Genomic DNA, 11899 nt, shown 5'->3' on the forward strand with positions numbered 1-11899 from the left:
GCTCGTCCTGGCTGAACCTCGTCGAGCGCTGGTTCGCCGAACTGACCAACAAGCAGATACGGCGAGGCGTCCACAGGTCCGTCCAAGCCCTGGAGAAGGACATCCGCAACTGGATTGCCGCCTGGAACACCGACCCCAAGCCCTACGTCTGGACGAAGACCACGGACGAGATCCTCGAACGCCTCGCCAGCTATCTGAACAGAATTCCCGACTCAGAACACTAGGGCGTGTTTCGAAAGTCCCGTCCGCCCGGCGGGCGGACGACGCCACTTTCGAAACACGCCCTAGGACCCACCGGCCCGGGGCCCGGGTGCGGACCCGTCCGGCTCAGTACGTGACGACCTGCACGTGGGGCGGCCCGTCGTGCCAGGTGCAGAACACCGACACCCGGTCCGTACCCGCGCTGAACTCCACCCGGATCCAGGTCTCCGTCTTGAACACCTGCATCGACCAGCCGGAGGCCGGGGTCGCCGACACCAGCGTCGCGTACGTGTCGGCGATGTCGAAGACCGAGCGGCCGCCCTTGGTGTCGTAGCTCTTGATCCGGCTGTCGGCCGTGGCCGAGGAGGTGGCGGACGGGCCGGAACCCGGCTGCGCCGTCGCCGTCGCGGACTTCGAGGGCGACCGCGTGGCCGTCGGACCGGCCGGCGCGGCCGATCCGGTCGGCCTGGCCGACGGGGTCCTCGAAGGGGTCACCCGGTGGGTCGACGAGGCCAGCGGCCTCGACCGCTGCATGGTCGGGTCCGCCGCGGCGATGGGCAGGGCGCGCGGCGGGTCGTAGGCCGTGCCCGTCATCACCGTGTGGACGCCCCACCATGACAGCGTGACCGCCGCGCCCGTGGCGAGCAGCCAGGCCAGTACGTGTACAAGTCCTCTGCGCATCGCGGGCCATACTGCCTCACCCGTCCCACCGGCCGCACGTGGTCGAAGTTATCCACAGGCGCCGAACGGTGTCGCCCGGATGGCGTACGGTGCGGCGCATGGCAAGTGTGCTCGTGGTCGAGGACGACCAGTTCGTCCGCTCGGCGCTCATCCGGCATCTCACCGACGCGGCCCATGTGGTGCGCAGCGTCGGCACCGCGCTGGAGGCGCTGCGCGAGGTCGCTCATTTCCGTTTCGACGTGGTCATCCTGGACCTCGGCCTGCCCGATCTCGACGGGTCGGAGGCCTTGAAGATGCTGCGCGGCATCACCGACGTCCCTGTGATCATCGCCACCGCCCGGGACGACGAGGCGGAGATCGTAAGGCTGTTGAACGCCGGGGCGGACGACTACCTCACCAAGCCGTTCTCGGTCGAGCACCTCTCGGCGCGGATGGCCGCCGTGCTGCGCCGGTCCCGTGCCGTCGCCGCGGACACCCCGCCGTCCACCGTCATCCGGGTCGGCGGCCTGACCGTCGACCCGCTGCGCCGCCAGGCCGAACTGGACGGCGCCCGGCTGGATCTGACCCGCCGGGAGTTCGACCTGCTCGCCTTCCTGGCCGGCCGGCCGGGAGTCGTCGTACCCCGCAGGGAACTGCTCGCCGAGGTCTGGCAGCAGTCGTACGGCGACGACCAGACCATAGACGTCCATCTCTCCTGGTTGCGGCGGAAGTTGGGCGAGACGGCGGCGCGGCCCCGCTATCTGCACACGCTGCGGGGCGTCGGCGTCAAGCTGGAGCCGCCCGTGGAGCCGGTCCGATGAGGTGGGCGCTGGTCCGGGTGTGCCTGGCGGTCACCACGATGGTCGTGATCGCCTTCGCCGTGCCGCTGGGGCTCGTCATCAAGGAGATGGCCCGCGACCGCGCCTTCTCCAACGCCGAGCGGGAGGCCGCGGCGATCGTCCCGGCGCTGTCCATCACCACCGACCGCGACGAGCTGGAGCGCGTCATCGCCTCCGCGGGCTCCGACGCCGGGATGGCCGTGCACATACCCGCGGTCGACGGCCAGGCGGCCGTCGAACTCGGCCGGCAGCGCGCCGTCGAGGGGGACATCGCGATGGTACGCAAGCTGGGCCGGGTCTCCACCACCGAGGTGCACGGCGGTTCGATCCTGCTCCAGCCGGTCGCGCTGAGCTCCGGCGCGATGGCCGTCGTCGAGGTGTACGTCCCCGAGTTCGAGGTCAGCAACGGGGTCGGCACGGCCTGGGCGGTGCTCGCCGGGGTCGGCGCCGCCCTGGTCGTCGGCTCGGTCGCGGTCGCCGACCGGCTGGGCGTCAGGATGGTGCAGCCCGCCGAGCGGCTCGCCGACGGCGCGCACGAACTCGGCGAGGGCCGGCTCGGCGCCCGGGTGCCGGAGGAGGGGCCGACCGAACTGCGGCTGGCGGCCGTCGCGTTCAACTCCATGGCCGACCAGGTCGTCCAACTGCTCGCCAACGAGCGGGAGCTGGCCGCCGACCTGTCCCACCGGCTGCGCACCCCGCTGACCGTGCTGCGGCTGAACGCGGCCTCGCTCGGCGAGGGACCGGCCGCCGAGCAGACCCGGGCGGCCGTCGCGCAGCTGGAGCGCGAGGTCGACACCATCATCCGCACGGCCCGCGAGGCCAAGCCGCAGACCGTGGCGGCGGGACTCGGCGCGGGGTGCGACGCGGGCGAGGTGGTGCGCGAGCGGATGAAGTTCTGGTCGGCGCTGGCGGAGGACGAGGGCCGCAAGGTGCGGGTGGCCGTGGCCGACCACCCGGTGCGCATACCCGTGGCCCGCGCGGACCTGGCGGCGGCGCTGGACGCGCTGCTCGGCAACATCTTCCGCCACACCCCCGAGGGCACGGCCTTCGCGGTCGACGTGCACAACGGCGAGGACGCGGTGATCGTGCTGGTCTCGGACGCCGGGCCGGGCATCCCGGACCCCGAGGCGGCGATGGCCCGTGGGCGGGGATCGGGCAACGACGGCTCGACCGGGCTCGGCCTGGACATCGTGCGCCGGCTCGCGGAGTCGACGGGCGGCGACGTACGGATCGGCTCCTCCGTGCTCGGCGGCACGGAGGTGCGGATCTGGATCCAGCTCGACGGGCGCGAGCCCGAACGCGGCGGGCACCGCGGGCGGGTCCGGCGGCGCAGGCGGGGGCAGAAGGTGCGCTGAACCCGTCTCACCGCCCCTACCTTTAACCGTCTCCGATCCCTTCCTTAAGCGCACCCTAAGATCTCCAACGGCCCTCCGGATAAAGCGGTTTGCCCGATTCCGGATCGCTAGCGTGCTGCCACGGCCCAGGTCTGGGACGCCCCCGTGAGCAGTGAGTGAAGGCAGGCACGCGATGAGCACGCACCGGCGCAGAATCAGTGGCAGGAACAAGGCGATCGGCGGAGCGGTCGCCGCGGCCGTGATCGGTGGCGGCGCCGTCATCCTCGGTGGCGTCGCGAACGCGGCCGGCGTCGGCGCCGCGTACACCAAGACCAGCTCCTGGTCGACGGGTTACACCGCGCAGTACGTCGTCACGAACAACAGCGGGGCGCGGGAGAAGGACTGGACCCTGGAGTTCGACCTCCCCGCGGGCACGAAGATCGGCTCCCTGTGGGACGGCGAGTCGACCGTCAGCGGCCAGCACGTCACCGTCAAGCCGCCGAAGTGGGACACGGACGGACTGGCCGTGGGCGAGTCGGCCACCGTCGGCTTCGTGGCCAACGGCAGCGGCGACCCGACCGGCTGTCTGATCGACGGCGCGAGCTGCTCCGTCGACACCGGCGCGACGCCGCAGCCGACCGGCCGTCCGACCGAGACGGCGACCCCCACCGCGACCCCGACCGCGACCGCCGCCCCCACCAGGACGGCCACGCCGACGCCCACGCAGACCGCCACCCAGACCCCCACGGCGTCCCCCTCGCAGAGCACCGGCACGGGCACCGGCACGACGGCGGGCTTCGCCCCGTACGTCGACACCTCGCTCTACCCGGCCTACGACCTGCTGGCGAACGTCGCGGCGACCGGCGTCAAGAACTACAACCTCGCCTTCGTCACCGACGGCGGCGGCTGCACCCCGAAGTTCGGCGGTGTGTCGGACCTGGCGAACGACGGCGTCGCCTCGCAGATCGGCGCGCTGCGCGCCAAGGGCGGTGACGTCCGGGTCTCCTTCGGCGGCGCGTCCGGCTCCGAACTGGCCACCACCTGCTCCTCGGCGGACGCGCTGGCGGCGGCGTACGGCAAGGCCGTGGACACCTTCAAGCTCACCAAGGTCGACTTCGACGTCGAGGGCGGCGCGCTGCCCAACACGGCCGCGAACACCAAGCGCGCCCAGGCGATCGCCAAGCTCCAGAAGCAGCACCCGGGCCTGGACGTCTCCTTCACGCTCCCCGTCATGCCGGAGGGCCTCACCCAGGACGGCGTGAACCTGCTCGCCGACGCGAAGCAGAACGGCGTGGCCATCTCCACCGTCAACATCATGGCGATGGACTACGGACCGGCGTACAGCGGCGACATGGGCACCTACGCCGAGCAGGCCGCCACCGCCACCCAGGCCCAGATCAAGAGCGTGCTGGGCCTCTCCGACAGCGCGGCCTGGAAGGCGGTCGCCGTCACCCCGATGATCGGCGTCAACGACGTCGCCAGCGAGATCTTCAAGGTCGACGACGCCGCCCAGCTCGTCGCCTTCGCCAGGTCCAAGGGCCTGGGCGGGCTGTCCATGTGGTCCGCCACCCGTGACAAGCAGTGCGCGGGCGGCGCGAAGAACGTCGCGGACGCCACGTGCAGCTCGATCGCCCAGGGCGACTCCGCGTTCTCGAAGGCGTTCGCCGCCTTCAACTGACCCGAGCCACAGCTGACCCGACTCACAGCTGATCCGAGCCACAGCTGATCCGAGCCACATCCAGGAAACGGGGTCGCGCGCCCCGGCCGGTTCCCACCCCCCATCCGGCCGGGGCGCGCGTGTGTGTTCCGGACCGGCGGACGCCCCCTCCCCCGGGACGGGGACGTCCGCGGGCCCGGGGTCAGGCGCCCTCGACCTGCGGCAGCGTGCCCGTGCGGGCCGCCTCCCCGTACCACAGCGCGCTCGACTTCGGCGTGCGCTCCAGCGTCGCGTAGTCCACGTACACCGCGCCGAAGCGCTTCTCGTAGCCGTACGCCCATTCGAAGTTGTCCAGCAGGGACCACAGGTAGTAGCCGCGCACGTCCGCGCCGTCGGAGATGGCCCGGCGGACCGCCGAGAGGTGGCCGTGCAGGTAGGCGACGCGCTCGGGGTCGTGGACGCGGCCGTCCGGGTCCGGCTTGTCGTCGTACGCCGCGCCGTTCTCCGTGATGTACAGGGGCAGGCCCGGGGCCTCCCGGTTGTACCGCATGATCAGCTCGTGCAGGCCGGTCGGGTCGATCGTCCAGCCCATCTCCGTGCGCTCGCCCGGGGTCTGGTGGAAGTCGACGTCGTCGGCGGCCGGCCAGGGCGAGTGCTCGCTGGCCCCGTGACCGTCCGCCCGCGCGCCCTGCCGGTCCGGCCGGGCCGCCGACACCAGCGTGGGCGTGTAGTAGTTCAGGCCCAGGGTGTCCAGCGGCTGGTTGATCGTGCGCAGGTCGCCGTCGAGGACGTACGACCAGTCCGTGACCGACGACGTCGCCGCCAGCAGGGACTGCGGGTACGCGCCGTGCAGGATCGGGCCGTGGAAGACACCGTTGGCGAGGTCGTCGATCTTGCGGGCCGCGGCCAGGTCCGCCGGGTCCTGGGTGAGGGGCCGGACCACCGAGGAGTTGAGGCTGAGCCCGACCGTGTTGCGGGCGGGCATCACCGAGCGCAGCGCCTTCGCGCCGAGGCCGTGCGCGAGGTTGAGGTGGTGGGCGGCGCGCAGCGACGCCTCCGGGTCCGTACGGCCGGGGGCGTGCACACCGGAGCCGTAGCCCAGGAAGGCGCTGCACCACGGCTCGTTGAGGGTGATCCACTGTTCCACGCGGTCGCCGAGCGCCTCGCCGACGATCTGCGCGTACTCGGCGAAACGCAGCGCCGTGTCGCGCTCCGGCCAGCCGCCGGCGTCCTCCAGCTCCTGCGGGAGGTCCCAGTGGTAGAGGGTGACGGCCGGCTTGATGTCATGGGCGAGCAGGTCGTCGACGAGGCGGCGGTAGAAGTCCAGGCCGACCTGGACCGCCGGACCCCGGCCGGTGGGCTGCACCCGCGACCAGGAGATCGAGAACCGGTACGCGCCCAGCCCCAGGCCGGCCATGAGCTCGACGTCCTCGTGGAAGCGGTGGTAGTGGTCGACAGCGATGTCACCGTGGTCGCCGCCGGCCGTCCTGCCCGGCGTATGACTGAAGGTGTCCCAGATCGAGGGGGTACGGCCGCCCTCGCGCACCGCCCCCTCGATCTGGTAGGCGGAGGTCGCGGCGCCCCACAGGAAGTTGGGGGGAAAGGCCACGGGCGTAATGGGTTCAGGCATGGAAGCGCTCCCAAGGAAAGTCGGGGTGACCGACGGAAGGAAAAGGGGAGGGAGGGGCGGGCCGCGGGGGCCGGAGCGGCGGTGGCCCGGCCCCCCTGGACGGCAGGGACGTCAGCCCTTGATCGCGCCCTGCATGATTCCGCCCACGATCTGCTTGCCGAACAGCAGGAAGGCGATCAGCAGCGGCAGCGTGCCGAGCAGCGCGCCCGCCATGATGACGGCCTGGTCGGGGATGTAACCGGTGCCCAGCGAGTTGAGGGCGACCTGGACCGTCGGCTCCTGCTGGTTCAGGGCGATGATCGGCCACAGGAAGTCGTTCCAGGCCATCACGAAGGTCAGCAGGCCGAGGACGGCCATCGCCGGGCGTGCCGCCGGGAAGACGACGTGCCAGACCACGCGCAGACTGTTCGCGCCGTCGACCCGGGCCGCCTCGATCAGCTCGGAGGGCAGGGCCTGCACCAGGTACTGCCGCATGAAGAACGTGCCGAAGGCGCTCACCAGGGTGGGCAGGATGACCGTCTGGAGCTGGTTGGACCAGCCCAGGTCGCTCATCCACAGATACAGCGGTACGACGGCGAGCTGCGGCGGGATCATCATCGTGCCGATGGTCAGCAGCAGCAGAAGCCCGGAGAACTTGAAGCGCAGCTTGGCGAAGGCGAACCCGGCGAGCGTGGAGAAGACGACCGTGCCGATGGTGATGGTCCCGGCCACGATCGTGGAGTTGATCATCGCGGTGCCGAGCCCGGCCTGGTCCCACGCGGACTCGAGGTTCTTGAACAGGTTCGCGCCGAACCACAGCGGCGGCGGGGTCTGCGCCAGCCGTGCGTTGTTGCGCGAGGCCGCGATGGCCGTCCACACCAGCGGAGCGAGCGAGACCAGCGCGAAGACGGTCAGGACGATGTAGGTGACCGGCCCCGCGTGCAGCTGCTTGCCCGCGCCGAGCACCCGGCGGCGTCCGGGCTCCCGGGCGGCCTCGGTTCCCCTCGACTCCGTCTCGGAGACAGTCAGTTCAGTCGTGGTCATTGGGATTTCCTCAGCCGTCGGGTGATCAGCATGTTGATCGCGGCGACGATCAGCAGGATCAGGAACATCGTCCACGCGATCGCTGACGCCTTGCCGAGGTTGCCGATGCCCCAGCCCTGGTCGTACATGTACAGGCCGAGCGTCTGGTACTGGTGCGCGGAGCCGCCCTTCGAGCCGCTGACCCCGCCGAACAGGAGCGGCTCACCGAAGAGCTGCGTCGCGCCGATCGTGGACACGACCACCGTGAACAGGATCGTCGGCCGCAGCATGGGGATCGTCACGTGCCGGAACTGCTGCCAGCGGCCGGCGCCGTCGAGCGCGGCCGACTCGTACAGGTCCGTGGGGATCGCCTGCATCGCCGCGAGGTAGATCAGCGCGTTGTAGCCGGTCCACCGCCAGATCACGATCGAGGACACGGCGAACTGCGAACCCCAGTCCGACTCGCGCCAGTTGATCGGGTGTACCCCGACGAAGTGCAGCAGCCAGTTGACCATGCCGCCGTCCCACGAGTACAGCAGCGTGAAGACCAGCGTCGCCGCCGCCACCGAGGTGGCGTACGGGGTGAGCATCACGACCCGCCACACGGTCGAGCCGCGCAGCCGGTAGTTGAGCAGGTGGGCGAGCCCGAGCGCCATCAGCAACTGCGGAACCGTGGAGATCACGCCGATGGTGAAGGTGTTCCCCAGGGCGTTCCAGAAGAACTCCGAGGACAGCAGGTTCTTGTAGTTGTCCAGACCGGCCCAGGTCTGGTGGTCCAGGCCGGAAAGCTGCACATTGTGCAGCGAGTACCAGGCCGTGTAGAGCAGCGGGAAGAGGCCGAAGGCCCCGAAGATGATGAAGAAGGGGGAGATGAATGCGTACGGCGCCGCCTTCATGTCCCAGCGGTACAGCCGACTGCGCCAGGAATCCGGGCCCGGCGGCGGCGTACCCCGATCCTGAGCGCCCCGGGCCGCGCCCGGCTGTGAGCCGGGCGCGGCGTCGGCGCTCGTCGCGGTCTGCGCGAGAGCCTGCTTGGAGCTGGTCACTGGCCGAGCACGTCCTTGATCTCAGCCTTTGCCGCGTCCCAGCCCTGGGCCGGGGTCTTGCCCTTCTGCTCGACCTGGAGGATGCCCACGTCGGTCAGCGCGGTGTTGATCGGCTGGTCCTTGGTGCCGAAGTACTGGACCGGGATGGTCTTCGCCGAGTCGGCGAAGATCTGCGTGATCGGGGCGTTGGAGAAGTACTCCGTGGTGGCGGCGGCCGGCTGCAGGGACGCGTACGCCGACGGGGTCGACGGGAAGCTGGCCTGCTTGGCGAAGACCTTGGCCTGCTGCTCGGGCGCGGTCAGCCACTTGGCCAGCTCGATGGCCTCCTTCTGGTGCTTGCCGGCCGTCGGGACACCGATGAACGAACCGCCCCAGTTGGCCGCGGTCGGCGCCGCCGCCACGTCCCACTGGCCCTTGCCCGAGTCACCGGACTTCTCCTGGATGTAGCCCATCATCCAGGCGGGGCAGGCGACCGTCGCGAACGAGCCCTTGGCGAAGCCCTGGTCCCACGTCGGGTCGAACTGCTTCAGCTTCGCCGACATGTCGCTGGTGGCCACGTCCATCGCGGCGCTCCAGGCCTGCTTCACGCCCTTGGACTTCTCCCAGATGACGTTGCCGTCCTTGTCGTAGTACCGCTCGCTGCCGCCGCCGAGGGCCGCGTTGTACACCGAGGAGGCGGAGTCCACGAACTTGGTGCCGCTGGGCGCCTTCTTCATGTAGTCCTTGCCGACGGCGACGTACTTGGACCAGTCGCCCTTCCACTGCGCGGCGAGCTTGGTGCGGTCCGTCTCCAGACCGGCCTTCGCGAACAGGTCCTTGCGGTAGCAGATCGCCATCGGGCCGATGTCGGTGCCGAGCGCGATGGTCTTGCCGTCCTTGGTGGTCGCCTGGGCCACCTTCCAGTCCAGGAACTGCGACTTGTCGACCTCCTTGCCGAGGTCGACGAACTTGTCGGCCTGGGTCTGGACGGCCTCGGTGACGTTGCCGACCTCGATGGCCTGGATGTCGTCCGTGCCCGAGCCGGCCTGGAGCCGGGTGAGGGTCTTGGGCCAGTACACGTCGGTACGGGTGGTGACGTTCTCCTTGATGGAGATGTTCGGGTGGAGCTTCATGTACTCGTCGTAGAGGCCGGCCTGCTTGTAGCCGAAGACGCCGAAGGTGCCTATCGTCAGAGTGGTCTTGCCCTTGGCGTCTCCGCCACCGTTCGAATTCGACGAGCTGTCGTCCGAGTCGCTGGAACAACCGGCCAGCAGCCCCGTAGCCAGCGCGGCGACGACCGTGAAGGCCATCATCCGGCGGGACCGGCGGGTACTCGTGCGCATAGCGTCCTCCTGTTGCCTGACGTGCCGACCCCCCGGCCAACTGCATTGGTGGCGCCCGTTGTTCTCGCTGCGGCTCGGGCGGGGAACGTGCGGGATGTGTATGTGTCAGGTACTGTGGGAGCGCTCCCACAGGTGATGAGTTGAAGAGTCGCGGGTCCGCGCGGGGGTGTCAAGGGAGTCGGCGCGGAGATATGCGTTCAGTTATCGGGCTGTTAACTGGAGCACGATATTCCGTTCGGGACCGGAACCGGGGCCGGGGCGGTGCCGCTTCGGTCCGGGGCCACTTCGGTCCGGTTCAGGGCTACTTCGATCCGATTCGGGTGGCTCCGGTCCGGTTCAAGCGGAGGACCGGTTCGGGTGGAGCTCCCGTCCGGGGCTTCCGTCCGGGTTTCCGCCCGGTCGACGGACATGTCCTGCGGGGCCCCGCGCCCCAGGGCGCGGCCGTCGTCCCGGGCGGGACTGTTAGATTCCAGGCCGACGTGGGGTACGGGGTACTACGGGAGGGCGGAGCGCATGGCAGGCCACGGAGCTCGGAACCGGAGCGGCGGGCGGCCGACCCTCGAAGAGGTCGCCGCGCGTGCCGGTGTCGGCCGCGGCACGGTCTCCCGGGTGATCAACGGCTCGCCCCGGGTCAGTGACGCGACCCGCGCCGCCGTGGAGGCGGCCGTCGCGGAACTCGGCTACGTCCCGAACACCGCGGCCCGCGCCCTCGCCGCCAACCGTACGGACGCCATCGCGCTGGTCGTCCCCGAGCCGGAGACCCGGTTCTTCGCGGAGCCGTACTTCTCGGACATGCTGCGCGGTGTCGGGGCCGAGCTGTCGGACACCGAGATGCAGCTGCTGCTGATCTTCGCGGGCAACGACCGGGAGCGGCGCCGGCTCGCCGAGTACCTGGCCGCGCACCGGGTGGACGGTGTCCTGCTGGTGTCGGTGCACGCCGACGACCCGCTGCCCGACCTGCTCGCCCAACTGGAGATCCCGGCGGTGATCAGCGGCCCGCGCTCGGCGGCGGAGACGCTCACCTCGGTCGACTCCGACAACTACGGCGGCGCCCGCTCGGCCGTGGAGCATCTGCTGTCCCGGGGGCGCGGCCGCGTCGCGCACATCACCGGCCGGCTCGACGTGTACGGCGCCCAGCGGCGTATCGACGGGTATCGCGCGGCCCTGCGCGACGCGGGCCACGCGCCGGACGAGGGCCTGATCGAGGCGGGCGACTTCACCGAGGAGGGCGGCAGCAGCGCGATGGCGAAGCTCCTCGCCCGCCGCCCCGACCTGGACGCGGTCTTCGCCGCCTCGGACGTGACGGCGGCCGGTGCCCGCCAGGCGCTGCGCGAGGCGGGCCGCCGCATCCCGGAGGACGTCGCCCTCGTCGGCTACGACGACTCGGCCATCGCCCGCCACATGGACCCGCCGCTGACCAGCGTCCGCCAGCCCATCCAGGAGATGGGCCGCACCATGATCGACCTGCTGCTCAACGAGATCGCCGACCGCCGTCCCTCGGCCTCCCGGGGCCTGGAGCGACGTCAGGTGGTGCTGGCGACGGAACTGGTGGCCCGGGCGTCCTCGTGACCCGGGCGGGCGGCCCCGCCCGCCCGCTCCTCGGCGCCCGCACCGCGCCCCGGCCCGTGGCCACGCTCGGACCGCGTCCGCGGCCGGTGGCCGCGGTCAGCCGCGCGGCGGTACGACGGCCTCGGGTTCCGGCGCCAGGGACAGCCGCCAGCGGATCTCGCCGTCCTGCTCCTCGTCCGTGGGGGAGAGCCCGGCCGTCGCGGCGACGGCGGCGGAGGCCGGGTGGCCCGGGTGGATGTGGGCGACGACCGTACGGACGGAGTGTGCGCGCAGTCCGGCCACGAGGGCCCGCGCGGCCTCGGAGGCGTAGCCGCGCCCCTGCCAGGGCGTGCCGACGACCCAGGCGATCTCCGCGAGGCTCCCGCCGGTCACGGTGGCCTGGACGGTGCCGACCAGACACGGGTCCCGGCGTCGCCGCAGCACCCAGTTGCACCAGGTGACGGACGGGTCGGGGGAGCCGGCCACGAGGCGTGCGTAGCGGGACCGCAGGGCCTGCGCGGTGGCGGGCGAGCCGCCGATGAAGGTGTGCAGGGCCGGATCGGACAGTACGTCGGCCATCTCCCCGGAGTGCTCGACGCGCAGCGGGACGAGGTCGAGACGGGCGGTGCGCCAGGATTGCGTGCGCAGGAGTCCGGCGCC

The 11899-nt window shown here is 71.2% G+C and carries 10 protein-coding genes and 1 pseudogene; 5 read left to right on the top strand and 6 right to left on the bottom strand.

What is annotated here, in order from left to right; all coding sequences use genetic code 11:
• A pseudogene (locus ACZ60B_RS28270) lies at nt 1–224 on the top strand (IS630 family transposase); the annotation flags it as partial.
• Between the two features lie 103 nt (nt 225–327).
• On the opposite strand, the gene ACZ60B_RS28275 reads toward ACZ60B_RS28270, so the two are convergent.
• Nucleotides 328–882: a hypothetical protein gene (locus ACZ60B_RS28275; RefSeq protein WP_469391736.1), complete on the bottom strand. Its 555-nt coding sequence runs from the start codon at nt 880–882 to the stop codon at nt 328–330.
• Nucleotides 883–980: 98 nt separating this feature from the next.
• Between ACZ60B_RS28275 and ACZ60B_RS28280 the strand changes: the two genes are divergently transcribed.
• The 3 genes from ACZ60B_RS28280 to ACZ60B_RS28290 all read left to right on the top strand — a co-directional run bounded on the left by ACZ60B_RS28280 (nt 981) and on the right by ACZ60B_RS28290 (nt 4712).
• Nucleotides 981–1682 carry a response regulator transcription factor gene (locus ACZ60B_RS28280; RefSeq protein WP_152893945.1) on the top strand — a complete coding sequence of 234 codons (702 nt, stop codon included), beginning with the start codon at nt 981–983 and terminating at the stop codon, nt 1680–1682.
• On the top strand, nt 1679–3055 hold the full coding sequence (locus tag ACZ60B_RS28285) for a sensor histidine kinase (protein WP_469391738.1): 1377 nt from the start codon (nt 1679–1681) through the stop codon (nt 3053–3055). The genes ACZ60B_RS28280 and ACZ60B_RS28285 overlap by 4 nt, the downstream gene beginning before the upstream one ends.
• A gap of 172 nt (nt 3056–3227) precedes the next feature.
• Nucleotides 3228–4712, top strand: coding sequence for a glycoside hydrolase family 18 protein (locus ACZ60B_RS28290; RefSeq protein WP_469391740.1), 1485 nt, complete (start codon nt 3228–3230; stop codon nt 4710–4712).
• A 181-nt stretch (nt 4713–4893) separates the two neighbouring features.
• On the opposite strand, the gene ACZ60B_RS28295 is transcribed toward ACZ60B_RS28290, so the two are convergent.
• The 4 genes from ACZ60B_RS28295 to ACZ60B_RS28310 all read right to left on the bottom strand — a co-directional run bounded on the left by ACZ60B_RS28295 (nt 4894) and on the right by ACZ60B_RS28310 (nt 9691).
• On the bottom strand, nt 4894–6321 hold the full coding sequence (locus ACZ60B_RS28295) for a GH1 family beta-glucosidase (protein ID WP_469391742.1): 1428 nt from the start codon (nt 6319–6321) through the stop codon (nt 4894–4896).
• 111 nt (nt 6322–6432) lie between these two features.
• A complete protein-coding gene (locus tag ACZ60B_RS28300) occupies nt 6433–7344 on the bottom strand; it encodes a carbohydrate ABC transporter permease (protein ID WP_469391744.1) in 912 nt (303 codons plus the stop codon).
• Nucleotides 7341–8369, bottom strand: a complete 1029-nt coding sequence (locus tag ACZ60B_RS28305) for a carbohydrate ABC transporter permease (RefSeq protein ID WP_469391746.1) — start codon at nt 8367–8369, stop codon at nt 7341–7343. Before ACZ60B_RS28305 ends, ACZ60B_RS28300 begins: the two co-directional genes overlap by 4 nt.
• Entirely contained in the window at nt 8366–9691 is a 1326-nt protein-coding gene (locus ACZ60B_RS28310; protein ID WP_469391749.1) for an ABC transporter substrate-binding protein, read from the bottom strand. The genes ACZ60B_RS28305 and ACZ60B_RS28310 overlap by 4 nt, the downstream gene beginning before the upstream one ends.
• A gap of 513 nt (nt 9692–10204) precedes the next feature.
• Between ACZ60B_RS28310 and ACZ60B_RS28315 the strand changes: the two genes are divergently transcribed.
• Complete coding sequence (locus tag ACZ60B_RS28315; RefSeq protein WP_469391751.1) at nt 10205–11260, top strand: LacI family DNA-binding transcriptional regulator; 1056 nt, start codon at nt 10205–10207, stop codon at nt 11258–11260.
• 96 nt (nt 11261–11356) lie between these two features.
• On the opposite strand, the gene ACZ60B_RS28320 is transcribed toward ACZ60B_RS28315, so the two are convergent.
• Nucleotides 11357–11887, bottom strand: a complete 531-nt coding sequence (locus ACZ60B_RS28320; RefSeq protein WP_469391855.1) for a GNAT family N-acetyltransferase — start codon at nt 11885–11887, stop codon at nt 11357–11359.
• Nucleotides 11888–11899: the final 12 nt, after the last annotated feature.

The organism is Streptomyces sp. NPDC104096 (assembly GCF_055584385.1).